Here is a 25,377-nt window from a genome sequence, read left to right as displayed (position 1 = left end):
CCGGCGTCACCGGCCGGGTGATCTACTCGGGCACCTGTTCGGTATCCGGGCGGATGTCGATCCGCCAGCCGGTGAGCCGGGCGGCGAGCCGGGCGTTCTGCCCCTCTTTGCCGATCGCCAGCGACAGCTGGTAGTCCGGCACGGTCACCCGGGCGGACCGGGACGCCAGGTCCACGACCTCGACCTTGGAGACCCTGGCCGGGGACAGCGCGTTCGCCACCATCTCGGCCGGGTCGTCCGACCAGTCGACGATGTCGATCTTCTCGCCGTTCAGCTCGCCCATGACGTTGCGGACCCGGCCGCCCATGGGGCCGATGCAGGCGCCCTTGGCGTTCAGACCCGAACGGGTGGAGCGGACCGCGATCTTCGTACGGTGACCGGCCTCGCGGGCGATGGCGGCGATCTCGACCGACCCGTCGGCGATCTCCGGCACCTCCAGCGCGAAGAGCTTCTTCACCAGGTTCGGGTGCGTACGGGACAGGGTCACGGACGGACCGCGGACCCCCTTCGCCACCCGTACGACGTACGACCGCAGCCGCATGCCGTGCGGGTAGGTCTCACCGGGGACCTGCTCCTGCACCGGCAGGATGGCCTCCAGCTTGCCGATGTCGACAAGCACGTTCTTCGGGTCGCGGCCCTGCTGGACCACACCGGTGACGATGTCGCCCTCGCGGCCGGCGTACTCGCCGAGCGTGGCGTCGTCCTCGGCGTCGCGCAGCCGCTGCAGGATCACCTGCTTGGCGGTGGTGGCGGCGATCCGCCCGAAGTCCGACGGGGTGTCGTCGAACTCGCGCGCCTCCTGCCCCTCCTCCAGGTCCTCGGGGTCCTCCTTCGCCCACACGGTCACGTGTCCGGTGCCCCGGTCGAGCACCACGCGCGCGTGGCGGCGGCTTCCCTCGGTGCGGTGGTAGGCGATGAGGAGGGCCGACTCGATCGCCTCGACCAGCAGGTCGAAGGAGATCTCCTTCTCCCGAACCAAGCCCCGCAGGGCGCTCATGTCGATGTCCACGGCTACGCCTCCTCCTCTTCCGTCATGTCCTTCTTGTCCTTGCGGTTGAACTCGACCTGCACACGCGCCGTGCCGATCTCGGCGAACCCGAGTCTGCGGGCGGTGGCCTTGCGGCCCTTGACGCCGGGCACCTCGAGGTCGAGGCCCTCGTCGTCGACGTCCAGGATCCTGGCGACCAGTTCCCCGTCCTCGGCCAGCTGGAACCGCACCAGGCGGTCCACGGCACGCAGGTAGTGGCGGTGCTCGGTGAGCTGGCGCTCCGCGCCGGGGGTGCCGACCTCCAGGGTGTACTCCCCCTCGCCCATCGCGTCCGTCTCGTCCAGCCTCGCCGAGAGCTCACGGCTCACATCGGCGATCTGGTCCAGGTCCGCCCCCGCGTCGGAGTCGACGACGACACGCAGCACGCGCTTGCGTCCGACGGAGTCCACGGCGATCTCTTCGAGATCCAGTCCCTGGGAGGTGACGAGCGGTTCCAGGAGCTCTCGCAGCCTCTCGCTCTGGGTGGTGCTCATCCGGGTGACTCCTCGGCCGCGTGTGCTGTTGTGGGATGGGTCGCGCGTCTGGTCAAAGGGTATCGGGTCGCGGGGGGTGTTGCGTCCGGGTGCCTGCGGTGGGGGCGCGTGGGGGGGGCGTCGAGGCGGTGACGTCAGTTGTGGGGGTGCACGGGTAACGTGATCACGGTCGGGTGCATGTCCGCCCGTGTGTTCGTACGAGCCCCCTTGAGGACGTCTGCCGTGTCGTTCCCCTCGCTGTTGCGAAGAAGGAGCCTGATCGTTTCGGTGGCCTCGGCCACCGTGCTGGTGGGCTGCTCCGCTGATCCGGACTCCGCCACGAGCGGCGGGAGTCCGTCGGTGTCCGAGCGGGCACGCGCGCGTGCGGCGCGGGACAGCCGGGGGCTGCTGCGGCAGTACGACGCCGTCCTCGCCGCCCATCCGCGGCTCGCGGAGCGGTTGCGGCCGTTGCAGGCGGAGGTGGCGGCGCATGCGGCGGCGTTCGAGGAGGGCACGGCCTCGCCCACGGCGACCGGCTCGGCGTCCCCGTCGGCCTCACCGACCGTGCCCGCCGACGAGAAGTCCGCGCTGGCCTCACTGGCCGCCGCCGAGCGGAGCCTCGCCGACCTGCGGGCCAAGGCGCTGCTCGACGTGCCGGGCGAGCTGGCGCGGCTGCTGGCCGGGGTGGCGGCGGCCGACGCCGGGCACGCGTACCTGCTGACGAAGGGGGACCGGTGAGCGACGAGGAGAAGCCTGGCCTGCTCGATGCGCTCCAGGCGGCGCTGGCGGCCGAGCACGCGGCGGTGTACGGCTACGGCGTCGTCGGCGGCCGGATCGGCGGGCAGCGGCTGACCGAGGCGCGCTCGGCGTACGACGCGCACCGGGCTCGCCGGGACGCCCTGGTGCGCGAGGTGCGGGACCTGGGCGGTGCGCCCGTCGCCGCGAGCGCGGCGTACGCGCTGCCGTTCGCCGTCACGGACCCGGCGACGGCGGTACGACTCGCCGCCGAGCTGGAGGAGCGGGTGGCCGACGTGTACTCCGACCTGGTCCGGGCCTCCTCCGGCGAGCGGCGCGGCTCGGCGGCCGGGGCGCTGCGGGAGGCCGCGGTGCGGGCGGTGGGCTGGAGCGGGGAGAGCGTAGCCTTCCCTGGGCTCGCCGAGCGGGCGGGTTCCGGGGCGGCGGCCGGTGGGTCGGCCTCGCCCTCGGCTTCAGTTTCGGCTGCGGCTTCGGCTTCGGCTTCGGCTTCGGCTTCGGTGACTCCTTAGAGCTGGAAGGAACGACTCGCGTATGGCTTTCGAACCGCCGCGGCGCCTGGTGAGGGCGCTCGGTGAGACGGCGCCGGACGGTGACGAGTGGCTGGAGAAGCTGCCGGAGGCGGTGGAACAGGCCGTCGCGCTACGCGAGTTGACCGTCGAGCGGGTGCAGGTGCCGGGCGGGCGCAGCAGTGTGGTGCTGCTGGTGCGGCGGACGGACGACACGCCTGCCGTGCTGAAGCTGGCGCCGCGGCGGGCGAGGCCGGAGAGCGAGGCGGCGGCGCTGGCGCACTGGGGCGGGCTCGGTGCGGTGCAGGTGCTGGAGGCCGACGGGGCCGCGGGGGTGCTGCTCCTTGAGCGGCTGCACCCGGAGGTCTCGGTGCGGTCGCTGCCCGAGGCGAAGGCACTGCTGGAGGCGGCGGGGACGCTTCGGCGGCTCTGGGTGCCGCCGCCGAAGGAGCACGTCTTCGAGACGGTGGCCGAGCGGACGGGGCGGCAGGCCGCGGCGATGGCCCGCGCGGCCGGCGACGCCGAGGTGGCGCCGTTGGTGGCGGCGGCGGTCGCGGCCCGGGAGGAACTGCTGGCCGCACCGCCCGAGCCGCAGCTGCTGCACGGCACGTTCCGGCAGAGCAAGGTGCTGGCCGGGGAGCGGATGCCGTGGCTGGCGGTGGGGCCGGATCCGGTGGTCGGGGACTGCGCGTTCGACCTGGCGCGGCTGGTACGGGACCGGGTGGAGGACCTGATCGCGTCCCCCTCCGGGGCGTCGATCACCCGGCGCCGGATCAAGCGGCTCGCGGAGTCCTTGGAGGTCGACCAGGAGCGGCTGCGGGGGTGGACGCTGTTCCGGGCGGTGGAGTCGGGTATCCGTGCGCGGAGGGTTGGGCGGCCGAGGGATGCGGAGCTGTTGCTTGAATTCGCGGGGTGGGTTTGACGACTTCGGCCGCGGGCCCGGTGGGGGCTGGTCGCGCCCACGCGGCGGAGCCGCATATCAGATACAGCCCCGCGCCCCTTTCGGGGCGCTCAGCCCTCCCTCAGTTTCAAGGCCAGGACCGGACAGTCAGCCGCCGCTCTGCGGGCTCGTTTCCTCGTCCGCGGGGGTATGGGACGGCCGTCGACCAGCGGGTAGCCCCATTCGTCGAGGGTGATGTGCTCGGGGAGCAGCTCGGCGCACAGGCCGTGGCCCTGGCAGGACGTCCAGTCGATGGTGATGTGCTGGTCCATGTCAGATCCCTTCCGTCGGTACGGGGAGCAGCGGGGTGTGGTCGGTCGCGGTGCAGTGGCCGTGGGCGTGGGCGTCGAGTTCGGTCGCGAAGGTGGTGAGCGCGCTGCGGACCAGGCGGATCGTGCCGTCGGGGTGGTGGCAGGCGCCTCTGCCCTCCACCAGGCCCGCCCAGCGGGAGATGTCCGTGCGGGTGGTGCCCTGGGGGCCGGGGGTGGCCAGGGTCTGGAAGGCCGTGGCGATGCGCGGGAGGCCGTTGAGGCAGGGGCCGCACTGGCCCGCCGACTGCAGCGCCAGGTAGCGGAGGACCCGGGCGGTTTCGGCCGGTCCGCAGCGGTCGGCGGGCAGGGCGGCCAGTACGCCTGCGCCCAAGTACGCGGAGGAGAGCGGGACCTGGGCGGCCTCGGCGGCCGGGATCCAGGTGCCGTGGTAGCCGCCGATCAGGGCCGCGGACGCGCCCTCCAGGGGGAGGAGGCGGCCGACGGACATGCCGAACGGGGCTTCCACGACCCGGACTTCGCGGCCCGGCGCGTGCACGGTGCAGAGGGTGCTGCCCGGTTCGGCGGGGGTGCCCGCCGAACGGAACCAGGCGGCGCCGTAGCGGGCGATCAGCGCCAGGTGGGCCAGGGTCTCGACGTTCTGGACCAGGGTGGGGGCACGGCGCACCCCGCGTTCGCGGACCGGCGGGACCGGGTGGGTGGGGAGGGCGGGGCCGCCGGAGAGGTACTGGACGAGGGCCGAGGCCTGGCCGGAGAGGAAGCGCGCGGGGAGGCGTACGACCTGCACGCGCACCGGGTCGTGGCGCTGGGCGAGGGCCGCCTCCAGGTAGGAGGCGCCGTCCTCGACGGCGAGGTACGCCTCCGCCGCGCCGATCGCCTCGGCCGCCAACTGCAGTCCGTCCAGGACCAGATGGGGTGACAGCCGGAGCAGGGTCCGGTCCTTGTGGCTGGCCGGCTCGCTCTCCGCGCCGTTCGCGACGACGACCGGTGCGCGCTCGGCGCGGCGGGCCGCGTCGGCGACCGCGACGAACTTCCGGTACGCCGGGAAGCCCGCCCCGCCGCGTCCGGTGAGCCCGGATTCGGCCAGGGTGCGCAGCAGGGCCGCCGGGTCGCCGTACGCGAGCGGGCCGTAGCGCTGTTCGTGCGTGGTCAGGTCGGCCGGGGTGCCGCCGGGGGCCAGCAGGCGCGGGGACATGTAGACGTCGGTGAAGAGCGTGGTCATCAGTGGGCCCCTTCGGTGTGCAGCAGTGCGGCGGGGGTCTGGCGGGCGGCCCGGACGGCCTGCGCGGTACGCAGGGCGAAGGCGGTGACCACGGTCGCGACGCAGGCCACGGTCAGCCAGGTCATCCAGTCGGTGCCGGCGTCCGTGCCGATGCCGATGCCGTGCACCAGGGCGACCGGCCAGGAGGCGTACGCCAGCCAGTGCACGGCCCGCCAGGTGCGGTGGCCGAGGCGGTCGCGGAGGAGGCTGGTGACGAGGACCGCGAGCATCAGGTCGAAGGCGACCGTGCCGAGGCCGAGCCAGAGCGGCTGGTAGTCGGAGACGAAGGGGACGAGAGCGTCCAGCACCGTGATGTTCACGTAGCCGTCGACGACAGCGGTGGTGATGTGCAGGGCCAGGAAGGCGGTGGCGGAGAGGGAGAGCGTGCGGTGCAGGCTCATGGTGCCGAACCGCGGCAGGCCGGGGAGGCGCGTGCGGAGGCGGACGGCGATGCCGAGGAGGACGACCACGGTGAACAGCATCAGGCAGACGGCGCCGGTGGCCCGGTTGGCGTACCAGAGGGTCTCGGAGGTCATGCCGCCGCCTCCAGCGCCGTGCGGGGGGCGGGCCAGCCGGGCGTGGTGACGACGGTGCCGTTGTGCGCCACCAGGCGGGCAGGCAGGCCGAGGCGGGTCAGCCAGCGTTCCGCACCCGCGCCCTTGACCAGGGCCGCCGTGGTCGCCGCGTTGGCGTCCGCGCAGTCGGCCGCGGCCACCGAGACCGTGCGCCACGGGGAGCGGACCGGCAGTCCGGTGCGCGGGTCGACGATGTGGTGCAGGTCGTAGCCGCCGCGCTGCCAGCGGCGGGCGCCGGTGCCGGAGGTGGCGAGGCCGCCGGAGCGCAGCCCGACGGTGTCGTACGACCCCTGCCCGGGTGTCTCCTCCACCGGTCCGGTGATGTCCTGGACGCGGATCTGCCAGCCGCCCGCCGGAGGCTCGCCGGCGACGGCGGTGTCGCCGCCGAGGCTCACCAGCACTCCGCAGCCGGCCGTCTCGGCCAGCATGCGCGCGGCCCGGTCGGCGGCCCAGGCCTTGGCCGTCGCGCCCAGGTCGAGGCGGACGCCCTCGGGGACGGTGACCGTGCCGGTCGCGGGGTCCAGACCGACCTTGCGCCAGCCCGGGGCGCGGCGCACCCGCAGGGAGACCGGGCGGTCGTCCTCGCGGACGAGGGTGAAGTCGCGGTCGTACCCGATCGCGTCCATCGCCGAGCCGACGGTCGGGTCCACCGCGCCGTCCGTCGCCCCGGCCGCGCGCAAGGCGACGGCGAGGGCCTCGGCGAGCAACGGGCTGACCCGGACCGGGCGACCCCGGGCGGTGTCGAGGGCGGCCAGTTCGGAGTCGGTGCGGAACCTGCTGCAGGCCGCGTCGACCTCGGCGAGCTGCCGGGCGAGGAGCAGGTTGCAGGAGTCCAGCAGGGCCGGATCGGTGACGACCAGGCGGACGGTGGTGCCGAGGGCCCGCCACTCGGCGGCGGCCGTCGGGCGCGGGGCGAGGGCGGCGGTCATGACGCCCCCGAGGTGGAGTCGGTGGAGCCGCCGCCGGAGGTGAGGCCGTCGGAGGAGGACTGGAGGTCCGAGGAGGACGACGAGGACGAGCTGGAGGAGCTGGACGAACTGGACGAACTGGAGGAGTCGGTCGACTGGGAGGACGAGGAACCGTCCGTGCCCGAGGACGAGTCGGAGCCGCTCGCGGAGCTGCTGGAGCTCGACGTCGTACCGCTGCCGCTGCTCGCCGTCGTCTCGGCGTCGGACTGCATCGTGCCGACCAGGGCGAACACCCCGGCCGCCGCGGCGAGTGTGACCGCCGCCGCCAGGGCCGCCGTGCGCCGGGTCCCCCGGCGGACCGCCGCGGCCGCACCCTTTTCCCGCCGGTCCCCCGGCTCCCTGCCTTGCACTCTCTCGGTCATGACCGATCCCCTCCTGCGTGACTCTCTGTCACGCATTACGTTCGGGTATCGGCCTGAGAGAAGTCTGTGAGGCTCCCATACGGAGTGGAAGAACTGTCTGAGACGTTTCTGAAAAGCCGCGGCGGCCCCCGGTGTGTTACCGGAGGCCGCCGCGGCGGGAGTTGAGGCTCAGTTCGCGGTCAGGCGGGCGATCGCCTCGTCCACCGTGAGCTCCTCGCGCTCGCCCGTCCTGCGGTCCTTGAGCTCCAGGACGCCCTCGCCGGAGCGGCGGCCCGCGACCAGGATCTGGGGCACACCGATCAGCTCGGCGTCGGTGAACTTCACGCCCGGGGAGACCCCGGCCCGGTCGTCGACCAGGACGCGCAGCCCGGCCGCCCGCAGCTTCTCCGAGACGTCCAGGGCGAGTTCGGTCTGCAGGGCCTTGCCGGCCGCGACGACGTGCACGTCGGCCGGGGCCACCTCGCGCGACCAGACCAGGCCGTGCTCGTCGGCGGTCTGCTCGGCGAGGGCGGCGACGGCGCGGGAGACCCCGATGCCGTAGGAGCCCATGGTCACGCGGACCGGCTTGCCGTTCTGGCCGAGGACGTCGAGCTTGAGCGCGTTGGTGTACTTCTGGCCCAGCTGGAAGATGTGGCCGATCTCGATGGCGCGGTCCAGCTTCAGGCCGGTGCCGCACTTCGGGCAGGGGTCGCCCTCCAGCACGACGACGACGTCGACGTACTCGTCGACGGTGAAGTCACGGTCCGCCACGACGTTCTTGGCGTGCGTGCCCGCCTTGTTGGCGCCGGTGATCCAGGCCGTGCCGGGGGCGATGCGCGGGTCGGCGATGTACTTCACCTTCTCGCCGAGGCCCTGCGGGCCGACGTAACCGCGGACCAGGTCCGGACGGCCGGCGAAGTCGGACTCGGTCACCAGCTCCACTGCGGCCGGGGCGAAGTGCTCCTCGACCTTGCCCATGTCGACCTCGCGGTCGCCAGGTACGCCCACGGCCACGATCTCGCCGTCGACCTTCACCAGCAGGTTCTTCAGGGTCGCGGAGGCCGGGACGCCGAGGTACGCGGCGAGGGTCTCGATGGTCGGGGTGTCCGGAGTGGGGATCTCCTCCAGCGCGGGCACGTCGGAGGCGTCCACCGCCTTCAGCACGTACGTGATCGCCTCGGTGTTGGCCGCGAAGTCGCAGTTCGGGCAGTCGGCGAAGGTGTCCTCGCCGGCCTCGGCCGGGGCCAGGAACTCCTCCGACTTCGAACCGCCCATCGCACCGGCGGTGGCGGCGACGATGCGGTAGTCGAGGCCGAGGCGCTCGAAGATCCGCCGGTAGGCCTCGCGGTGCAGGGCGTACGACCTGGCGAGGCCGTCCTCGTCCAGGTCGAAGGAGTAGGAGTCCTTCATCAGGAACTCGCGGCCGCGCAGGATGCCGGCCCGCGGACGGGCCTCGTCCCGGTACTTGTTCTGGATCTGGTAGAGGATGACCGGCAGGTCCTTGTAGGAGGACGCCTGGTCCTTCACCAGCAGGGTGAAGATCTCCTCGTGGGTCGGGCCGAGGAGGTAGTCGCCGCCCTTGCGGTCCTGGAGACGGAACAGCTCCTGGCCGTACTCGTCCCAGCGGCCGGTCGCCTCGTACGGCTCCCTGGGCAGGAGGGCCGGGAGCAGCACCTCCTGGGCGCCGATCGCGTCCATCTCCTCGCGGACGACCCGCTCGATGTTGGACAGCACCTTCAGGCCGAGCGGCAGCCAGGACCAGATACCGGCCGCCGTACGGCGGACGTAGCCGGCGCGGACGAGCAGCTTGTGGCTGAGGACCTCGGCGTCCGCCGGGTCGTCACGCAGCGTCTTCGCCATCAACTGGGACATGCGTTGGACCGGTGCGTTCGCCATGGTTCTCGTACTCCTGCCGGAAAAGGGTGATGGCTAGGAGGTTAGCCGGGCACGCTGTGCCGGTGGAAATCGGTTGGCGGCGACGGGTCACTTACGGCGGAGCGGCAGCGGCGCGCCCATCACGGCGTACGGCTTCGGGGCGCTGGGGAAGTTGACCCGGCGGGCCAGGTCGACGTAGCCCAAGGAGTGGTAGAGGCCGCGGGCCGGGCTGTCGGTGTCGATCGCGGAGAGAATCGAACGGGGCTCGGTGGCGCCGTCGGTGATGAGCGTGATCAGGCGCCGGCCGATGCCCCGGTTCTGATGGTGGGGGTGCACGTGCAACTCGGTGATCACGAAGGAGTCGTCGAGCCAGTCGGCGTTGCCCTGGGCGCGGAGGTAGGGCTCCACGACGGTGGACCACCAGTGGGTGCGGGAGTTCGGCATGCCGTAGACGAACCCGACGAGCAGGCCTTCGGCCGTGGCACCGAGGGCCCTGGCACCGGGGTACTGCATGTGACGGAGGACGATCTGGCGGCGGACCGCTACCTCGTCGGGGCCGAGGCCGAATGCGATGGCCTGGACTGCGAGGGCCTCGTCCACGTGGGAGGAGAGGTCCAGGGGGCCGATCACGAGGGTCATGTGGGGAGGGTACAGGTGGGTTCCGGTTGTCGTCCGAGTGCGGGCTCCAGGTGGTTGCTCGCGCAGTTCCCCTCGCCCCTTGCGGGGCGCGTGACCTGGACGTCGGCCTAGAACAGCACGCTCATGAACGCGCCGACCTCCTGGAAGCCCACCCTCAGGTACGTCCGTCGCGCCGCCGTGTTGAAGTCGTTGACGTACAGGCTCACCACGGGAGCCACATCGGCCAGGGCATACCGCAGGACCGCCGCCATACCGGGGGCCGCCATGCCCATGCCCCGGTACTCGGGGGCGACCCACACCCCCTGGATCTGGCAGGCCTCGGACGTCGCCGCGCCGATCTCCGCCTTGAAGACGACCTTGCCGCTGTCGTCGAGCCGGGCGAACGAGCGGCCGGAGCCGACGAGTTCCGCGACCCTCGCCTGGTAGAGGAGACCGCCGTCGCCGGCCATCGGGGAGACGCCCACCTCCTCGGTGAACATCGCCACGCACGCCGGCATGATCGTCTCCATCTCGTCCTTGCGGATGCGGCGGACGTACGGATCCGGGGCGATGTCGGCGGGCATCCGGTCGGTGACCATCAGGGGCTGGTGGGCACGGACCTCGCGGGCCGGGCCCCAGTGCGGTTCCAGGAGGCGCCACAGCTGGGCGGTGGCCTCGGCGGGGCCGACGATCGAGGAGCAGCGGCGGCCGGCCCGGCGGGCCCGGTCGGCGAAGGCACGGATCGCGCGCGGGGTGGCGCAGATCGGGACCAGGTTGGCACCCGCGTAGCAGAGGGACGTGAGCATGCCGTCCTCGTACCAGCCCCACATCTCGCCGCCGAGGCGCCAGGGGTCGAGTCCGGCCACCTGAACGCGCGAGGTCACGAAGGCGTTCGTGACCGGCTCGCGGTCGAGCACGGCGAGCGCTGCGTCCAGGTCACTCGGTTCGAGTACCCGTGAGGTGGTCTGCGTCAACACGTGCGGGGCCTCACGCTGGGGGGTTCTGCTTGATCTCCGCACTGTACCTGCGGAAGCTGGGCCGTGCCGCCCCGTGCGCTGTGAAGTGGCCGCGAGCTGGGGTTCCCGTCCCTGGGGGCTGCGCCCCAGCCCCCCGCATCGGCCTCCGGCCTCGTCCTTAGTGGGGGCTCGCCGGACGGTCTGGGTCTTTCAGCCCCTCCGGCGTTTGAGGAGCGGGGTCCAGGGGCGGAGCCCCTGGGCGGGGGTGTCAGGGGCCGAGCCTCTTGAGGATGGGACGGGTAGGGGCGGCGGGGGCGAGGAATGCCCGCCGTCGCCCGAAAGCCGGCCTCAGCCCGCCACCGACACCGTCGGCTCGCCCGACTCCGTGCCGGCCGCCTCCATCTGCTCGGCCAGCTTCATGGCCTCCTCGATGAGGGTCTCCACGATCTTGGACTCGGGGACCGTCTTGATGACCTCGCCCTTGACGAAGATCTGCCCCTTGCCGTTGCCGGAGGCGACGCCGAGGTCGGCCTCGCGGGCCTCGCCGGGACCGTTCACCACGCAGCCCATGACGGCGACCCGGAGCGGGACCTCCATGCCGGTGAGGCCGGCGGTGACCTCTTCGGCGAGCTTGTAGACGTCGACCTGGGCGCGCCCGCAGGACGGGCAGGAGACGATCTCCAGGCCGCGCTGCTTGAGGTTGAGGGACTCCAGGATCTGGTTGCCGACCTTGACCTCCTCCACCGGCGGCGCGGAGAGCGAGACGCGGATCGTGTCGCCGATGCCCTGGGACAGGAGGGCACCGAAGGCCACCGCCGACTTGATCGTGCCCTGGAAGGCCGGACCCGCCTCCGTCACGCCGAGGTGCAGCGGGTAGTCGCACTGGGCGGCCAGCTGCCGGTACGCCTCGATCATCACGACCGGGTCGTTGTGCTTGACCGAGATCTTGATCTCCCGGAAGTCGTGCTCCTCGAAGAGGGACGCCTCCCACAGCGCCGACTCGACCAGGGCCTCCGGGGTCGCCTTGCCGTACTTCTGGAGCAGGCGGCGGTCCAGGGAGCCGGCGTTGACGCCGATGCGGATGGGCGTGCCGTGGTCCTTGGCCGCCTTCGCGATCTCCTTGACCTTGTCGTCGAACTGCTTGATGTTGCCGGGGTTGACGCGGACCGCGGCGCAGCCGGCCTCGATCGCGGCGAAGACGTACTTCGGCTGGAAGTGGATGTCCGCGATGACCGGGATCTGGGACTTCTTCGCGATGACCGCGAGCGCGTCGGCGTCGTCCTGGGTGGGGCAGGCCACCCGCACGATCTGGCAGCCGGAGGCCGTCAGCTCGGCGATCTGCTGCAGCGTCGCGCCGATGTCGGACGTACGGGTCGTGGTCATCGACTGGACCGAGACCGGGGCGTCTCCGCCGACCGCCACGGAGCCGACCTGGATCTGCCGGCTCTTCCGGCGCTCGGCGAGCTTGGTCGGAACGGACGGCATGCCGAGAGAAATCGCAGTCATCTGCTGTGCAACCCCAAGTCGTGGATCTAGGTCCAGGTCCCGTCGTAAGCGGGTTCCAGGCTTCGAGATTACGGCACCGGCACAGGAGCGAGCACATCCCCCACCCGTAAACCCACTCAATGGAAGCGGCCCGGAACACAGTGTTCCGGGCCGCGTCGAACGTCGCGTGGCTAGGAGATTTTCACGAGGTTAACCACCTCGTGCCCGTCGTGAACGCTCAGGACGGCTTCGGCATCGAGGACCGTGTGGATGACCACCTCCGGGACGGCTGGGCGACTCACCACGGGTACGCCCTCCCCGTTCTCGTCGAGCAACTTCACGATCTCCGGCCACACACCGTCCGTCAACCATGTGCGCTGCCTCCAGCGGACCTTCTGAGGGTCACCGAACCGTGCCGGAAGATCACGCCAGAGGATTCCGGTACGCAGTCGGTGGAGCATCCCGGTAAGGGCGGCTCGCAGATCCAGCGGTGACCGGAAGTGGTGTGCCGGATACCTCCTGTGGAGCAAGCCCTCGATGCGGGCCCGTTGGCTGTCCGTGGGACCGGCCGGAACAGGCGTCCCCGTACGCTCGTGCCACAGGGCGGTCGAGCACTTCCGTCCTTCCCGGTACCGGAATGACGAGTCCGCGATGTCGACCCGCACCTTGATCGTCTCGATCAGGGATCGCTGCTCGGACGAGGAGAGCGACCGGAGGTCCGGAGTGGCCGACCCCAGAACGGCTGTCAGCCGGACCTCCCTTCTGGCCTCCATTCCGGCGCACCGCAGGCCGATGATGCCGTCTGCTTCGCAGGCATCGGCTCAGTTCATCCGTCACCGTGAGCGCGTGAGGTCGCTGGAACGGCTCGTTGTGGAGTGTGCGGAGGAACTCGACGCGTTGCGGCGCGAGGCGCGTCCTACTCGCGCCGTCGCTGCTGCACTCCGGCAGCTCGAAATGGAGCACGAAGCCTTTGACCGGATCCTGGGGCACGCGAGCGACTGGCTGAGCGAACTCAAGGGTCTGAGCGACGGGCTGACGCGCCTCGCCACCTGTTCCTCCGCATGGTCGGCGGGAAGGAAGGGACAGCCGCACGTGATCGGCGCGCCCCAGCCCGAACAGCGGTAGGTCCGCATTCCGTCCTTGCCCCGGAAGGTTCCGATGTACGGCAGCCCGCACGGTCCATGGATGCGCCCGCTGAGCGGGTATCCCCCGTTGGTCTTCCTCCGCGGCCTGGTCATTCCGGCCAGCACTCTCTGAAGGCCCCCGATCCGCTCCTCCGAGAGAATGCGAGGCAAAGGGATCACCACACTCTCGCCGTGCTGAGGACGCCCGTCGCTGCGGAGCCTGGTGCAGTTGCCTTTCGACTGCCTGTCGACGCGCCGGAAGACCACCTGCCCGAGGAACGTTCCGCTCTTCAAGCGGCGGCACAGGTTCGACGGCGTCCAGCGCTTGCCACTCCGAGTGCGGGCACCCCGGTTGTTCAACTCGTCCGCAAGATCTGTGAGACCGTTCACGCCGTCGATGACGAGGTCTGCGATGAGTTTCACCACCCGCGCTTCGGCCGGATCCACTTCGAGAGTGGACCCGAATGTCCCCTTCCCGCTGATCCGATAGCCGTAAGGGGCCGGACCGCCCGGCCATCCTCCGTCCGCCGCCTTCAACTGCCGTCCGGCCTGGGTGCGGGCGGCAATACGCAGGTAGTCCGCCTCGACCGCTCGTGCCAGCCTGTGAATGGTGAGCCACCTTTCGAGGCCCGGTTCCCCCAGGAGCTCAGTGCAGCACACCACCTGCGCCCCGGCGTCCTCGATCTGCCAGGGACAACGCCAGACGGCCGCCTCCGTCCGCCCCAAACGGTCCATACGGTGAACCAGAACGTGCTTGACGCGCCCCACACAGATGTCCTGAAGCAGCGCGTCCAGTCCCGGGCGGGAGTGCGTCGCCCCTGACTCGCCGTGTCTTCACGGGATTCGACGAGACGCCACGATTTCTGCTGCGCCACGAAGGCGTGAATGGCTTGCGCCTGGGCCGGGATCCCATACCGGCCCTTCTGTTCTGTGGTGGAAACCCTTACGTATGAGGCGACATCGACGGTTTGCACCCGTCGGCCTTCGCCATCCACGCACGCGGCAGTACCTTGCTGCATGTCAGTCCCTCTCAGACTGGCCGGACCCCAGGGTGTTGGCGCACCGCTGGGGTCACCCATGAACAGCAAAAACGTACGAAGTCCGCGCCTGTGCCGCACAAACAATCCCGGCCCTTCACCCGTCTGAGTTACACGGGTGAAGGGCCGGGCGTCACGACCAGCGCGACAGAAAACGACCGATTGGCTAACTGATTCGCACGGGGTTGACTACATCTGCCACTAGGACCAGCAAGGTAAAGCAAACGAAGATCCCGGCCACCACATAGGCCACCGGCATCAGCTTCGCCACGTCGAACGGGCCCGGGTCCGGGCGGCGCAGTACCTTCGCCAGGTGGCGGCGGAGCGACTCCCACAGGGCGCCCGCGATGTGGCCGCCGTCGAGGGGCAGCAGCGGGAGCATGTTGAAGAGGAACAGGGAGAGGTTGAAGCCGGCCACCAGCATCAGCGCCATGGCCAGCTGCTCGGTGGGCGGGATGTCCAGGGTGAAGATCTCGCCGCCGACCCGGGCCGCGCCGACCACGCCCATCGGGGAGTCCGGCTGACGGGGGGCGCCGTCGAAGGCCGCGTCCCACAGGGCCGGGATCTTGCCGGGCAGGCTCGCGATGGAGTCGACGGCCTCGCCGAGGCGGTCGCCCATCCAGGTCACCGAGTCGCCGAAGTCCTGGCGGACGATGCCGGTGGCGGCGCTGAAGCCGAGGAAGCCGGCGGTGACGTACTGGCCGGTGACGATCTGGCCGCTGGAGTCCTTCTTGGCGACCTGGTTGGTGGCGATCGTCGCGTGCAGGGTGACGTCCTGGCCCTTGCGGTCGACGACGATCGCGACCTCCTTGCCGGGGGTGGACCGGATCAGGTCGGAGAGCTGGTTCCAGCTGGTCGTCTGCACCCCGTTGAAGGAGAGGATCTTGTCGCCGGCCTTGAGGCCCGCGGCGGCGGCCGGGGAGGCGGCGTCGGTGTTCTTGCAGGTGTCGCGGTTCTCGCTCTGGGCGATCACGCACTGGGAGACCGAGCTGACGGTGGTGGTCTGCTGGCTGATGCCGAAGCCCATGAGGACGGTGAGGAAGAGCGCGACGGCGAGGATCAGGTTCATGAAGGGGCCCGCGAACATCACGATCACGCGCTTCCAGGGGGCGCGCGTGTAGAAGAGGCGGGTCTCGTCGCCGGGCTGGAGCTCCTCGAAGGCGGCCGAGCGGGCGTCCTCGATCATGCTGCGCCAGGGTGAGGTGGAGCGGGCGGTGACCCGGCCGTCGGCGCCCGGCGGGAACATGCCGATCATGCGGATGTAGCCGCCCAGCGGGACGGCCTTGATGCCGTACTCCGTGTCGCCCTTGCGCCGCGACCAGATGGTCGGGCCGAAGCCGACCATGTACTGCGGGACGCGGATGCCGAAGAGCTTGGCGGTGGAGAGATGCCCCAGCTCGTGCCAGGCGATCGAGACCAACAGGCCGATCACGAAGACGAGTATGCCGAGGATCATCATCAGGGCTGTCATGCACGCGCCTCCGCGGTCGCCTTCTGCGCTGTCAGTTCGCGGGCCCGGACCCGTGCCCAGGTCTCCGCTTCGAGGACGTCCGGCACGGTCAGTGAAGTTCCCGTACGAGGGGTGCCGTGTTCCTCGACCACCCGGGTCACGGTCTCCATGATGCCGTTGAACGGCAGCAGACCGGCACGGAAGGCCTCGACGCATTCCTCGTTGGCCGCATTGAACACCGCCGGCGCGGTGCCCGCGAGCTCACCGACGTGCCGGGCCAGGTTCACGGACGGGAAGGCCTCGTTGTCCAGCGGGAAGAACTCCCAGGTGGAGGCCTTGCTCCAGTCGAAGGCGGGCGCCGCGTCCGGGACCCGTTCGGGCCAGCCGAGACCGATGGCGATCGGCCCCCGCATGTCGGGGGGCGTCGCCTGCGCGATCGTGGATCCATCCGTGAACTCGACCATCGAGTGGACATACGACTGCGGATGCACGACCACCTCAATGCGGTCGAAGGGAATGTCGTAGAGGAGGTGCGCCTCGATGACTTCCAGCCCCTTGTTGACCAGGGTCGCGGAGTTGATCGTGATGACCGGTCCCATCGCCCAGGTGGGGTGGGCGAGGGCGTCCTCGACGGTGACGTGCGCCAGGTCTGCCTTGGTGCGGCCGCGGAAGGGGCCGCCGGACGCCGTGACGACGAGCTTGCGGACGTCGGCCCGGGTCCCCGCCGCGAGCGACTGGAAGAGCGCCGCGTGCTCGGAGTCGACCGGGATGATCTGGCCGGGCTTGGCGAGCGCCTTCACCAGCGGGCCGCCGACGATCAGCGACTCCTTGTTGGCGAGCGCGAGGGTGCGGCCCGCCTCCAGGGCGGCGAGGGTGGGCGCGAGGCCGATGGAGCCGGTGATGCCGTTGAGGACGGTGTGGCAGTCGGAGGCGGCGACGTGGGTGGCCGCGTCGGGTCCGGCGAGGATCTCGGGGAGCGGTTCGCCGGGGCCGTGGAGCGCCGTGAGCGCCTCGCGCAGTGCCGGTACGACGTCCTCGCGGGCGACCGCGACGGTCCGCACCCGCAGCCGGTGCGCCTGCTCGGCGAGGAGCGGGACCCGGCCGCCGTGGGCGGACAGGGCGGTGACCCGGAAGCGGTCGGGGTTGCGCAGGACGAGGTCGATGGCCTGGGTGCCGATGGATCCGGTGGAGCCGAGGATCACCACGTCCTTCGGGCCGTCGCCCACGAGCGGGTCGTACACGAGGTGCGGGTCGGCGAGGGGTGCCGGACTGGCGGGACTGTCGGTCATCCCCCCATTGTGGCCGCTTCCGGTGGCCGGGAGGACAGCGCGTCCCTCACGCGGGTGCCTTATCAGTTCTTGGTGTCGTATGGAGCGGAATTCCCTTTGTGAGGTTCACGTGAAGATCATGTGATAACACTTCTGTCGGGTCGGCAGGGACGGTCGACCCGACCGGACGACATCCTGGGGGGATCTCTCCATGCGTACTCTGCGCATACGTGCTGCCCTGCCCGCGCTCGCGGGCGCCGCACTGCTCACCGGCACCCTGCTCAGCACCCCGGCCCAGGCGGCCGGGGGTGTGACCATCTACCACGTCTGGTTCGACAGCCCGGGCACCGACAACCGTTCCAACGCCAGCCTCAACGCCGAGTGGGTGCAGATCAAGAACACCGGCGGCTCGGCCGTCTCGCTGGGGGGCTGGGTCCTGAAGGACGTCTCCAACCACCGGTACGTCTTCAAGAACATCAAGATCGGCGCCCACAAGACGATGAAGGTGCACACCGGCAGCGGCACGGACACCGCGTCGAACAAGTACCAGAACCGCCGCGCCTACGTGTGGAACAACACCGGCGACACGGCGAAGCTGACCAAGGCGAGCGGCGCCAAGGTCGACTCCTGCTCCTGGACGACGCGGGATCCGAGCGACAAGTACTGCTGAATCGCTACTTCAGCAACCTCGTCCGGGGCGGCCCCGCTGAAGAGGTCTCACTTGAAGGGGCGGCGGACGTTGTCCCGCCGGGACGGTCCGGGGGTCGCGTCGGCGATCCACGGGCCCTCGCCCGACGGGTCGACGATCCCCTGCTCCAGCCATTCGAAGGAGCCGCCGAGCACACCCTTGACGACCTTGCGGTCCAGGTCGTCGGTGTTCGACCAGAGGCGGTTGAACAGCTCGTCGACGCGGATGCGGGCCTGCCGGCAGAACGCGTCGGCGAGCAGGTAGGCCTCGCGGCCGTGGTCGCCCTGGCTGCGCAGCAGTTCGGCGCGCACGCAGGCCGCGCTCATCGCGAACAGCTCGGCGCCGATGTCCACGACCCGGCCCAGGAAGCCCTGCTTGGTCTCCATCCGGCCCTGCCAGCGGGACATGGCGTAGAAGGTGGACCGGGCCAGCTTGCGGGCGTGCCGCTCCACGTAGCGCAGGTGTGGGGCGAGGTCCGCGCCGTGCTTGAAGTCGCCGTACGACGTGGGGAGCTGGCCCGGGCCCGCGACCAGCTTCGGCAGCCACTTGGCGTAGAACACGCCCGCGTTGGCGCCCGCCCTCGCCTTGTCCTGGAGGGACTTGTCGGGGTCGATGAGGTCGCCGGCGACCGAGAGGTGGGCGTCGACGGCCTCGCGCGCGATCAGCAGGTGCATGATCTCCGTGGAGCCCTCGAAGATGCGGTTGATGCGCAGGTCGCGCAGGAGCTGTTCGGCGGGGACGGCGCGTTCGCCGCGGGCCGCCAGCGACTCGGCCGTCTCGAAGCCGCGGCCGCCGCGGATCTGGACCAGCTCGTCCGCCATCAGGCAGGCCATCTCGGAGCCGTAGAGCTTGGCGAGGGCGGCCTCGATGCGGATGTCGTTGCGGTTCTCGTCGGCCATCTGGGAGGACAGGTCGACGACCGCCTCCAGGGCGAAGGTGGTCGCCGCGATGAAGCTGATCTTGGAGCCGACGGCCTCGTGCAGCGCGACCGGCTTGCCCCACTGCTCGCGGACCGCCGACCACTCGCGGGCGATCTTCAGGCACCACTTGCCGGCGCCCACGCACATCGCGGGGAGCGAGAGCCGCCCGGTGTTGAGCGTGGTGAGCGCGATCTTGAGGCCCGCGCCCTCGGCGCCGATGCGGTTGGCGGCGGGGACCCGGACCTGATGGAAGCGGGTGACGCCGTTCTCGATGCCGCGCAGGCCCATGAAGGCGTTGCGGTTCTCGACGGTGACGCCCGGCGAGTCCGCCTCGACGACGAAGGCCGTGATGCCGCCCTTGCTGTCCTCGGTCTTCGGCACGCGGGCCATGACGACCAGGAGGTCGGCGACCACGCCGTTGGTGGTCCAGAGCTTCACGCCGTCGAGGACGTAGTCGTCCCCGTCCGGTACGGCGGTGGTGGCGAGGCGCGCCGGGTCCGAGCCGACGTCCGGCTCGGTGAGCAGGAACGCGGAGATGTCGGTGCGGGCGCAGCGCGGCAGGAAGGCGTCCTTCTGCTGCTGGGTGCCGAAGATCTTCAGCGGCTGCGGCACGCCGATCGACTGGTGGGCGGAGAGCAGCGCGCCGACCGCCGGGTTGGCGGAGCCGACCAGGGAGAGGGCCCGGTTGTAGTAGACCTGGGTGAGGCCGAGGCCGCCGTACTTGGTGTCGATCTTCATGCCGAGGGCGCCGAGCTCCTTGAGGCCGGCGATCACCTCGTCCGGGATGCGCGCCTCGCGCTCGATGAGCGCCGAGTCGATCTTCGTCTCGCAGAACTCGTGCAGCCGGGCGAGGAACTCCTCGCCGCGTCGCACGTCCTCGTCCGCCGGGAGCGGATGCGGATGGATGAGGTCGAGCCGGAAGCGCCCGAGGAACAGCTCCTTGGCGAAACTGGGCTTGCGCCAGTCCTGTTCCCGGGCGGCCTCCGCCACCTGGCGGGCCTCCCGCTCGGTGACGGTGGGTTTCTTGGCGGTGGGGGCGGACATTGAGGCTCACCTCGCCACAAAAGGGGTGAATGAGGACCGTTCGTTACCGACCAGTGCTACTGGATCGTTGGTACCCGAAACGGGCCGCCCCCACCAGTCCTCGCGGTCCGATCGACTGACGGCCCGGCCGGCGCGACACCCTTCTCAGCCGATCCGACGCGCTTCTCAGCCGATGTCGACGGAGTAGGCCTTGGTGTCCAGCCGCCCCGAGCCCTTGAAGACCTCGGTGCCCGCCTCGATGCCGGAGAGGTACTTGTCGTTGCCCAGCAGTTTGCGGCGGACCAGGGCCTGGGTGAAGTCGTCGATGTTCAGCGTGGCGCTCGTGGTGTTGGCCCGGCGCACGAAGGAGTAGACGTTCCAGCCGATGTTGCCCTGGTAGATGTCCCACATGGCGCCGCCGAGGCTGACGCTGCCGTACTTGGTGCCGAGCGGGCCGGCGCCGCCCTGGCGGTCGAGCCAGATCATGATCTCGTCGGTGGGCTGGTCCTGCCAGTCCGCGGTGTTCTTGGCGTGCAGCCAGAGGTCGTAGGCGACGTCCAGGGTCCCGGGGCTGGAGCTGAGGGTGAAGTTCCACCTGGTGGTGACCTTCTTGCGGTCGCCGACCCGGATCGGCAGGCCGGTGGCCGCCTTGTCGGCCTTCCAGCCCCAGTGCCAGCCGAGGACCGTGCTGGCGTACGACTTGACGTCCGAGTCCGTGCCCTTGCTGTTGTTCGCCCAGGTGTAGGACGTCCCCCAGGAGACGGTCGAGCCCGACGCAGAGTTGTCCCAGACGCACTGGGTGCCGGTTCCCTTGTCCTGCCCCCAGAGGTTGTTGTTCACGTAATACTTGCCGAGCGTGACGGTGTCGAAGGCGGTGCACTTCTTGCTCGACTCGCCGGCCTGCGCCACGGTCACGCCCGCGGCGGCGGTGAGCGCGACCGAGGCGGCCAGCAGCGTCTTCGCCGTCTTGGACAGGCGCGGTCTGCGGTGTTGCATCGGGGGTCCTTCCGGGGGACGGTTCGTGGTACGACCCGTCGGACGGCCGTACGACCTTCTTGTGGCCGCCGCCCCCTGGAAAGGTTGCCGAGGCCGTCCCGGCAATTCGCTGTCGAAGCGCTTCGACAGACTATGGACACCCACCCGCACTGAAGCTACTGTCGAACCACCCTCACTCGCCCCTGTCAGCAATGCGCACTGTCGAAGCGCTTCACAAAGCTTGGAGAGCCGGATGGTCACCCTCGCCGAGGTCGCCCAGCACGCCGGAGTCTCGGCGAGCACGGTGAGCTATGTCCTCAGCGGCAAGCGGTCCATCTCCACCACCACCCGGCAGCGGGTCGAGCAGAGCATCCGGGAGCTGGGCTACCACCCGAACGCGGGCGCCCGCGCCCTGGCCAGCAGCCGGTCGAACATCATCGCGCTGATGATCCCGCTGCGTACGGACATGTACGTGCCGGTGATGATGGAGATCGCGATCGCGGTGGCCACCACGGCCCGCCTGCACGGCTACGACGTGCTGCTGCTCACCGGCGAGGAGGGCCCGGACGCGGTCCGCCGGGTCACCGGCAGCGGACTGGCCGACGCCATGATCCTGATGGACGTGGAGCTGGAGGACGAACGGCTGCCGCTGCTCCGGCAGACCGACCAGCCCTCCGTGCTCATCGGCCTGCCCGCCTCCACCTCGGGGCTGACCTGCGTCGATCTCGACTTCGGGGCGACCGGGGCGCTGTGTGTGGAGCACCTCGCGAAGCTCGGCCACCGCGACATCGCCGTCATCGGCGAGGCCCCGGCCGTGTACGAGCGGCATACCGGTTTCGCCGAGCGCACCCTGGACGGACTCCGGTCCCGGGCCCGGGAGCTGGGCCTCAGGGTGCTGCACCGGCCGTGCGAGGGCGGGTACGACGCGATGGCCGCCACGCTGGCCCGGGTCTTCGACGAGCGCCCGGGCACCACGGGCTTCGTCGTCCAGAACGAGTCCGCGGTGGAGCCGCTGCTCGCGCTGCTGCGCCAGCAGGGCCGGGCGGTGCCGGAGGACGTGTCCGTGGTCGCGATCTGCCCGGACCAGGTGGCCGTCCAGGCCTCGGTGCGGCTGACCTCGGTCGCCATCCCCGCGCAGGAGATGGGCCGGTACGCCGTGGAGCACCTGGTCGCCAAGCTGGACGGCCGGGGCAGTGACGAAGTCGTGCTGATCGCACCCGAGTTGACGGTACGGGCGAGCACGGGACCGGCGTCCGCCGGGGCCTGACCCCCTTTTGCGGTGCCCCGCCGTTCCGGGGCACCCCTGTGTCTGCACTCCTCTGTCTGCACTCCTCTGTCTGCACTCCTCCAGGAGCCGTGACGTGAATCAGCCTGCCGAAATCCAGTCCGCGGAAAGCCCGCCCAAGGTCAGCCTCGCGCAGTCCTCCCCCACCGTCGGCAGCTTCCGCGAGCGGGACGGTGCCCTGGAGTGGAGCGGCCGCCAGGAGACGCTGCGGATCGAGCCGTGGGGGCCGGACGCGGTCCGGGTCCGCGCCCGGCTCGGCGGGCCGATCCTCGAAGGCCTGCCGGGGGCCCTGCTCGACGAGCCGCCCGCCACCGGGTCGACCGTCAAGATCGGTGACGGCGAAGGGCAGTTGACGGTCGGGGACCTGACCGTCGAGGTGTCCGCCGAGGGCCTGGTCCGGTTCCTGCGCACCGACGACCGCTCGGAGGTGCTGGCCGAGGAGCGCGCCCACTTCTGGTGGCCCGGCTCGCGCCTGTACACCGCGGTCGGCAACGGCCACCACCGCCTGGAGCAGCGGTTCGCCGCCTACGAGGGCGAGAAGCTGTTCGGCCTGGGCCAGCACCAGCACGGGCGCCTCGACCAGAAGGGCCTGGTCCTGGACCTGGTCCAGCGCAACGCCGAGGTCTCGGTCCCGGTCCTGGTCTCCAGCCGCGGCTACACCCTCCTCTGGAACAACCCGGCGATCGGCCGCGTCGAGCTGGCCGGCAACGGCACCCGCTGGGTGGCCGACTCGGCCCGCCAGCTCGACTACTGGATCACCGTCGGCACCCCGGCCGACGGGCAGCGCAACTACAGTGCGGTGAGCGGCCGTTCGCCGATGCTGCCGGAGTGGGCGGCGGGCTTCTGGCAGTGCAAGCTGCGCTACCGCACCCAGGACGAACTCCTCGCCGTGGCGCGCGAGTACAAGCGGCGAGGCCTGCCCCTCTCCGCGATCGTCTGCGACTTCTTCCACTGGACGCACCTGGGCGACTGGAAGTTCGACCTGGCGGAGTGGCCCGACCCGGCCGCGATGGTCCGCGAGCTGGACGAGCTGGGCGTCAAGCTGGTGGTGAGCGTGTGGCCGTCGGTGTCCCCGCTGAGCGAGAACCACCCGGTGATGGAGCAGCGCGGCTACTTCATCGGCACCCAGTACGGCCCGACGGCGCACGCCGACTGGCCGGACAAGGGGGTGGCGTCGACCGTCCAGGTGGCGTTCTACGACGCCACCAACCCGGACGCCCGCGAGTTCGTGTGGTCGAAGGTGAAGGAGAACTACCTGGATCCGTACGGCATCACGGCCTTCTGGCTGGACGCCTGCGAGCCGGAGCTGAAGCCGGGATTCCAGGAGAACCTGCGCTACTGGACGGGCCCCGGCCTGGAGGTCGGCAACAGCTACCCCGCCGAGAACGCCCGGACCTTCTTCGAGGGCCTGCGGGAGCGGGGCGAGGAGGTCGTCACCCTCAACCGCTCCGCGTGGGCGGGCAGCCAGCGCTACGGCGCCGCGCTCTGGTCCGGCGACATCGGCACCGACTTCACGGCCCTGCGCCAGCAGATAGCGGCCGGCCTCAACACGGCCCTGTCCGGCATCCCCTGGTGGAACACCGACATCGGCGGCTTCCACGGCGGCGACCCGGACGACCCGGCCTACCGGGAGGTGATGGTCCGCTGGTTCCAGTTCGGCGCCCTCTCCCCGCTGATGCGCCTGCACGGCTTCCGCGACCCGGGCATGGCGCTGGGCCCCGACATGACCGGCGGCCCGAACGAGGTGTGGTCGTACGGCGAGGAGGCCGGCGCGATCCTGGAGAAGTACCTGCGGCTGCGCGAGCGCCTGAAGCCGTACGTCCTGCAGGTCATGCGGGAGGCCCACGAGCAGGGCCTGCCGGTGCTGCGGCCGCTGTTCCTGGAGTTCCCCGAGGACCAGGCGGCCTGGGCGGTCGACGACGCGTACCTCTTCGGCCGGGACCTCCTGGTGGCGCCGGTACTGACGGCGGGCGCCACGGCCCGGACGGCGTATCTGCCGGCGGGGGCCCGGTGGACGGACGCGTGGACGGGTGAGTCGTACGAGGGCGGTGCGGCGGTGACGGTGGACGCGCCGCTGGACCGCATCCCGCTGTTCCTGCGCGACGGGGCGGAGCTACCGGTCACGGAGTAGCCCGGCCGGATTGCGACGTCTCCCGTTACCGGCCGGTAAATGTCTCAACTCGGCGGTGTGGTCGGGCAGTTGGAGGGGGTAGTCAGTATCCCCTCCCCTGTCCCCCCACGAAGGGTTCCGTTGCCGTGCCCTCAGGTCCGTTCCCCCTCACGCTCGCCGACCTGCTCCTCAGACCCGGCTTCCGTGCCCGGCGCACGCCGGACCGGGCCTTCGACCGGCTGCTCGACGCGGCCGGGACCGCTCAGGACGACGAACGGTTCACCGACGACTTCCGTCACCTGCTGCGATGTTGGGCGGGCGCCGAACATCTCACCCCGGTCGGCTGGCTGTCCGCGCGCGGACACGTCGGCCGGCATCTCGCCAACCGGGCCCGGATCCGCCGGCTGCTCGCCGAACACCCGGAGATCGAGCGGGAGCCGGTCGAGCGGCCGGTGTTCGTGGTGGGCCTGCCGCGCACCGCCACCACGCTCACCCACGGCATCCTGTCCCTCTCCGCGGACCACCGCTGCCCGCTGCTCTGGGAGCTGCTCACCCCCGACCTGGAACTTCCGCCGGAGGAGCGGGAGAAGGCGATCACGACCGCCCGTCGTCTGGTCGGTGGCATCAACCTCTTCTCCCCGCGCTTCCGGCACATCCACAACCTGCGGCCCGAGGGCCCGGAGGAGTGCACCTTCGCGCTGCCGCACACGGTGATGCCGCTGTCCCAGGCGGTGATCCCCGAGTACCTGCCCTGGCACGAGACCCATGACTTCGGCGCCGACTACCGCTACCTCAAGCAGATCTACCAGGTGCTCCAGTACGGCCGCCCGCGCCGCCGCTGGGTGCTGAAGTCGCCGCTGCACCTGGAGAACCTGGACGCGCTGCGCGCGGTCTTCCCGGACGCCACGATCGTGTGGACGCACCGCGATCCGGCCACCGCCGTGGCCTCGTTCTGCAGCCTGGTCGAGCACGGCATGGCGGTGAACACCCGCCCTCTCGACCTGCACCGGCTCGGCGCCACCTGGCTGGAGCTGCTGGCCCGCTCGGCCGCCCGCGGCCTCGCGTCCCGCGCCCGCATCCCCCGCGAGTCCCTCGTCGACGTGCCGTACTCCTGGCTGGGCGCCGACCCGGCCGCGGGCGCCCCGAAGCTCTACGCGGCCGTCGGCGCCCGCTGGACCGAGGCCGACGCGGCCCGCCTCCCGGCCGTCGCCGCCCGCCCCAGGGGGACCCGCGTGCACAGCTACGACCTGGCCCGCTACGGCCTGACCCGCGCGGACGTCGACACGGCCTTCGCGGACTACAACGCGCTGCGCGCCGAGGTCGACCGGGCGTGACGGCACAGGGGGCGGCCCCGCCGGTGCCCCGACAAGCCCAACAGCCCGCACCGCGCCGAACTGGTGAAGCTGATGGTCCGCCGCGACGCCCGCGGCCGGGGCGTCGGACGCGG

At 71.0% G+C, this 25,377-nt stretch carries 24 protein-coding genes and 2 pseudogenes; 9 read left to right on the top strand and 17 right to left on the bottom strand.

Annotation, left to right across the window (positions count from 1 at the left end; translation table 11 throughout):
* Nucleotides 1-22 precede the first annotated feature (22 nt).
* Nucleotides 23-1,009 carry a transcription termination factor NusA gene (gene nusA / locus ABZ887_RS46415; protein ID WP_361304884.1) on the bottom strand — a complete coding sequence of 329 codons (987 nt, stop codon included), beginning with the start codon at nucleotides 1,007-1,009 and terminating at the stop codon, nucleotides 23-25.
* Between the two features lie 2 nt (nucleotides 1,010-1,011).
* Nucleotides 1,012-1,521 carry a ribosome maturation factor RimP gene (rimP, locus tag ABZ887_RS46410; protein WP_361304882.1) on the bottom strand — a complete coding sequence of 170 codons (510 nt, stop codon included), beginning with the start codon at nucleotides 1,519-1,521 and terminating at the stop codon, nucleotides 1,012-1,014.
* Between the two features lie 267 nt (nucleotides 1,522-1,788).
* Between rimP and ABZ887_RS46405 the strand changes: the two genes are divergently transcribed.
* The 3 genes from ABZ887_RS46405 to ABZ887_RS46395 are packed head-to-tail and all read left to right on the top strand — an operon-like array spanning nucleotide 1,789 to nucleotide 3,684.
* Nucleotides 1,789-2,238, top strand: coding sequence for a hypothetical protein (locus ABZ887_RS46405; RefSeq protein WP_361304880.1), 450 nt, complete (start codon nucleotides 1,789-1,791; stop codon nucleotides 2,236-2,238).
* A complete protein-coding gene (locus ABZ887_RS46400; RefSeq protein WP_361304878.1) occupies nucleotides 2,235-2,765 on the top strand; it encodes a ferritin-like domain-containing protein in 531 nt (176 codons plus the stop codon). Before ABZ887_RS46405 ends, ABZ887_RS46400 begins: the two co-directional genes overlap by 4 nt.
* Nucleotides 2,766-2,787: 22 nt before the next feature.
* The gene (locus ABZ887_RS46395) at nucleotides 2,788-3,684 is read left to right on the top strand and encodes an aminoglycoside phosphotransferase family protein (RefSeq protein ID WP_361304876.1); all 897 of its coding nucleotides are present in this window, start codon (nucleotides 2,788-2,790) and stop codon (nucleotides 3,682-3,684) included.
* 89 nt (nucleotides 3,685-3,773) lie between these two features.
* Here the strand turns inward: ABZ887_RS46395 and ABZ887_RS46390 are convergent, their stop codons facing one another.
* From ABZ887_RS46390 to ABZ887_RS46345, 10 genes are all read right to left on the bottom strand, one after another.
* Nucleotides 3,774-3,974 (bottom strand): ferredoxin, encoded by a 201-nt coding sequence (locus ABZ887_RS46390; protein ID WP_089098403.1) that lies wholly within the window; start codon nucleotides 3,972-3,974, stop codon nucleotides 3,774-3,776.
* 1 nt (nucleotide 3,975) lies between these two features.
* On the bottom strand, nucleotides 3,976-5,193 hold the full coding sequence (locus ABZ887_RS46385; RefSeq protein WP_361304874.1) for an NADH-ubiquinone oxidoreductase-F iron-sulfur binding region domain-containing protein: 1,218 nt from the start codon (nucleotides 5,191-5,193) through the stop codon (nucleotides 3,976-3,978).
* The gene (locus tag ABZ887_RS46380) at nucleotides 5,193-5,768 is read right to left on the bottom strand and encodes a ferric reductase-like transmembrane domain-containing protein (RefSeq protein ID WP_361304872.1); all 576 of its coding nucleotides are present in this window, start codon (nucleotides 5,766-5,768) and stop codon (nucleotides 5,193-5,195) included. Before ABZ887_RS46380 ends, ABZ887_RS46385 begins: the two co-directional genes overlap by 1 nt.
* Nucleotides 5,765-6,736 carry an FAD:protein FMN transferase gene (locus ABZ887_RS46375; RefSeq protein WP_361304870.1) on the bottom strand — a complete coding sequence of 324 codons (972 nt, stop codon included), beginning with the start codon at nucleotides 6,734-6,736 and terminating at the stop codon, nucleotides 5,765-5,767. The genes ABZ887_RS46380 and ABZ887_RS46375 overlap by 4 nt, the downstream gene beginning before the upstream one ends.
* Nucleotides 6,733-7,137 carry a hypothetical protein gene (locus ABZ887_RS46370; RefSeq protein WP_361304868.1) on the bottom strand — a complete coding sequence of 135 codons (405 nt, stop codon included), beginning with the start codon at nucleotides 7,135-7,137 and terminating at the stop codon, nucleotides 6,733-6,735. The genes ABZ887_RS46375 and ABZ887_RS46370 overlap by 4 nt, the downstream gene beginning before the upstream one ends.
* A 168-nt stretch (nucleotides 7,138-7,305) precedes the next feature.
* A complete protein-coding gene (locus tag ABZ887_RS46365) occupies nucleotides 7,306-9,012 on the bottom strand; it encodes a proline--tRNA ligase (protein WP_361304866.1) in 1,707 nt (568 codons plus the stop codon).
* An 87-nt stretch (nucleotides 9,013-9,099) separates the two neighbouring features.
* Entirely contained in the window at nucleotides 9,100-9,630 is a 531-nt protein-coding gene (locus ABZ887_RS46360; RefSeq protein WP_361304864.1) for a GNAT family N-acetyltransferase, read from the bottom strand.
* A 107-nt stretch (nucleotides 9,631-9,737) separates the two neighbouring features.
* The gene (locus ABZ887_RS46355) at nucleotides 9,738-10,586 is read right to left on the bottom strand and encodes a GNAT family N-acetyltransferase (protein WP_361304862.1); all 849 of its coding nucleotides are present in this window, start codon (nucleotides 10,584-10,586) and stop codon (nucleotides 9,738-9,740) included.
* Nucleotides 10,587-10,913: 327 nt separating this feature from the next.
* Complete coding sequence (ispG, locus tag ABZ887_RS46350) at nucleotides 10,914-12,071, bottom strand: flavodoxin-dependent (E)-4-hydroxy-3-methylbut-2-enyl-diphosphate synthase (RefSeq protein WP_361304860.1); 1,158 nt, start codon at nucleotides 12,069-12,071, stop codon at nucleotides 10,914-10,916.
* 170 nt (nucleotides 12,072-12,241) lie between these two features.
* On the bottom strand, nucleotides 12,242-12,823 hold the full coding sequence (locus tag ABZ887_RS46345; RefSeq protein ID WP_361304858.1) for a transposase: 582 nt from the start codon (nucleotides 12,821-12,823) through the stop codon (nucleotides 12,242-12,244).
* Nucleotides 12,824-12,896: 73 nt separating this feature from the next.
* Between ABZ887_RS46345 and ABZ887_RS46340 the strand changes: the two genes are divergently transcribed.
* Nucleotides 12,897-13,175: a hypothetical protein gene (locus ABZ887_RS46340; RefSeq protein ID WP_361304856.1), complete on the top strand. Its 279-nt coding sequence runs from the start codon at nucleotides 12,897-12,899 to the stop codon at nucleotides 13,173-13,175.
* Nucleotides 13,176-13,327: 152 nt separating this feature from the next.
* Here the strand turns inward: ABZ887_RS46340 and ABZ887_RS46335 are convergent.
* The 3 genes and pseudogenes from ABZ887_RS46335 to dxr form a co-directional block, all read right to left on the bottom strand.
* Nucleotides 13,328-13,990 (bottom strand): annotated as a pseudogene (locus ABZ887_RS46335) (recombinase family protein); the annotation flags it as partial.
* A gap of 387 nt (nucleotides 13,991-14,377) precedes the next feature.
* On the bottom strand, nucleotides 14,378-15,670 hold the full coding sequence (locus ABZ887_RS46330; protein ID WP_361304908.1) for a site-2 protease family protein: 1,293 nt from the start codon (nucleotides 15,668-15,670) through the stop codon (nucleotides 14,378-14,380).
* 8 nt (nucleotides 15,671-15,678) lie between these two features.
* On the bottom strand, nucleotides 15,679-16,950 hold the full coding sequence (dxr, locus tag ABZ887_RS46325; protein ID WP_361304854.1) for a 1-deoxy-D-xylulose-5-phosphate reductoisomerase: 1,272 nt from the start codon (nucleotides 16,948-16,950) through the stop codon (nucleotides 15,679-15,681).
* Between the two features lie 190 nt (nucleotides 16,951-17,140).
* Here dxr and ABZ887_RS46320 point away from each other — a divergent pair, with 190 nt between their 5' ends.
* Nucleotides 17,141-17,599, top strand: coding sequence for a lamin tail domain-containing protein (locus ABZ887_RS46320; protein ID WP_361304852.1), 459 nt, complete (start codon nucleotides 17,141-17,143; stop codon nucleotides 17,597-17,599).
* A 47-nt stretch (nucleotides 17,600-17,646) separates the two neighbouring features.
* On the opposite strand, the gene ABZ887_RS46315 is transcribed toward ABZ887_RS46320, so the two are convergent.
* Entirely contained in the window at nucleotides 17,647-19,581 is a 1,935-nt protein-coding gene (locus ABZ887_RS46315; RefSeq protein ID WP_361304850.1) for an acyl-CoA dehydrogenase family protein, read from the bottom strand.
* Between the two features lie 165 nt (nucleotides 19,582-19,746).
* Nucleotides 19,747-20,556, bottom strand: coding sequence for an endo-1,4-beta-glucanase (locus ABZ887_RS46310; protein ID WP_361304848.1), 810 nt, complete (start codon nucleotides 20,554-20,556; stop codon nucleotides 19,747-19,749).
* Nucleotides 20,557-20,788: 232 nt separating this feature from the next.
* Here ABZ887_RS46310 and ABZ887_RS46305 point away from each other — a divergent pair, with 232 nt between their 5' ends.
* The 4 genes and pseudogenes from ABZ887_RS46305 to ABZ887_RS46290 form a co-directional block, all read left to right on the top strand.
* Nucleotides 20,789-21,802: a LacI family DNA-binding transcriptional regulator gene (locus tag ABZ887_RS46305; protein ID WP_361304846.1), complete on the top strand. Its 1,014-nt coding sequence runs from the start codon at nucleotides 20,789-20,791 to the stop codon at nucleotides 21,800-21,802.
* Nucleotides 21,803-21,896: 94 nt separating this feature from the next.
* Nucleotides 21,897-23,951, top strand: a complete 2,055-nt coding sequence (locus ABZ887_RS46300; RefSeq protein ID WP_361304844.1) for a glycoside hydrolase family 31 protein — start codon at nucleotides 21,897-21,899, stop codon at nucleotides 23,949-23,951.
* A 125-nt stretch (nucleotides 23,952-24,076) separates the two neighbouring features.
* Nucleotides 24,077-25,264: a sulfotransferase gene (locus ABZ887_RS46295; RefSeq protein WP_361304842.1), complete on the top strand. Its 1,188-nt coding sequence runs from the start codon at nucleotides 24,077-24,079 to the stop codon at nucleotides 25,262-25,264.
* A 27-nt stretch (nucleotides 25,265-25,291) separates the two neighbouring features.
* Nucleotides 25,292-25,377 (top strand): annotated as a pseudogene (locus ABZ887_RS46290) (GNAT family N-acetyltransferase); the annotation flags it as partial.

This window comes from Streptomyces sp. NPDC047061 (genome assembly GCF_040643955.1).
Lineage (GTDB): Bacteria > Actinomycetota > Actinomycetes > Streptomycetales > Streptomycetaceae > Streptomyces.
This window is presented reverse-complemented; position numbering and strand designations above follow the sequence as displayed.

What these genes read in the sequence shown, in the direction of transcription:
- ABZ887_RS46365 (WP_361304866.1), bottom strand. Translation starts at nt 9,012, where the DNA reads ATGGCGAACGCACCGGTCCAACGCATGTCCCAGTTGATGGCGAAGACG.
- ABZ887_RS46345 (WP_361304858.1), bottom strand. Translation starts at nt 12,823, where the DNA reads ATGGAGGCCAGAAGGGAGGTCCGGCTGACAGCCGTTCTGGGGTCGGCC.
- ABZ887_RS46375 (WP_361304870.1), bottom strand. Translation starts at nt 6,736, where the DNA reads ATGACCGCCGCCCTCGCCCCGCGCCCGACGGCCGCCGCCGAGTGGCGG.
- ispG (WP_361304860.1), bottom strand. Translation starts at nt 12,071, where the DNA reads ATGACTGCGATTTCTCTCGGCATGCCGTCCGTTCCGACCAAGCTCGCC.
- ABZ887_RS46390 (WP_089098403.1), bottom strand. Translation starts at nt 3,974, where the DNA reads ATGGACCAGCACATCACCATCGACTGGACGTCCTGCCAGGGCCACGGC.
- ABZ887_RS46315 (WP_361304850.1), bottom strand. Translation starts at nt 19,581, where the DNA reads ATGTCCGCCCCCACCGCCAAGAAACCCACCGTCACCGAGCGGGAGGCC.
- ABZ887_RS46305 (WP_361304846.1), top strand. Translation starts at nt 20,789, where the DNA reads ATGGTCACCCTCGCCGAGGTCGCCCAGCACGCCGGAGTCTCGGCGAGC.
- ABZ887_RS46310 (WP_361304848.1), bottom strand. Translation starts at nt 20,556, where the DNA reads ATGCAACACCGCAGACCGCGCCTGTCCAAGACGGCGAAGACGCTGCTG.
- ABZ887_RS46380 (WP_361304872.1), bottom strand. Translation starts at nt 5,768, where the DNA reads ATGACCTCCGAGACCCTCTGGTACGCCAACCGGGCCACCGGCGCCGTC.
- ABZ887_RS46360 (WP_361304864.1), bottom strand. Translation starts at nt 9,630, where the DNA reads ATGACCCTCGTGATCGGCCCCCTGGACCTCTCCTCCCACGTGGACGAG.
- ABZ887_RS46370 (WP_361304868.1), bottom strand. Translation starts at nt 7,137, where the DNA reads ATGACCGAGAGAGTGCAAGGCAGGGAGCCGGGGGACCGGCGGGAAAAG.
- dxr (WP_361304854.1), bottom strand. Translation starts at nt 16,950, where the DNA reads ATGACCGACAGTCCCGCCAGTCCGGCACCCCTCGCCGACCCGCACCTC.
- ABZ887_RS46395 (WP_361304876.1), top strand. Translation starts at nt 2,788, where the DNA reads ATGGCTTTCGAACCGCCGCGGCGCCTGGTGAGGGCGCTCGGTGAGACG.
- ABZ887_RS46385 (WP_361304874.1), bottom strand. Translation starts at nt 5,193, where the DNA reads ATGACCACGCTCTTCACCGACGTCTACATGTCCCCGCGCCTGCTGGCC.
- rimP (WP_361304882.1), bottom strand. Translation starts at nt 1,521, where the DNA reads ATGAGCACCACCCAGAGCGAGAGGCTGCGAGAGCTCCTGGAACCGCTC.
- ABZ887_RS46330 (WP_361304908.1), bottom strand. Translation starts at nt 15,670, where the DNA reads ATGATGATCCTCGGCATACTCGTCTTCGTGATCGGCCTGTTGGTCTCG.
- ABZ887_RS46320 (WP_361304852.1), top strand. Translation starts at nt 17,141, where the DNA reads ATGCGTACTCTGCGCATACGTGCTGCCCTGCCCGCGCTCGCGGGCGCC.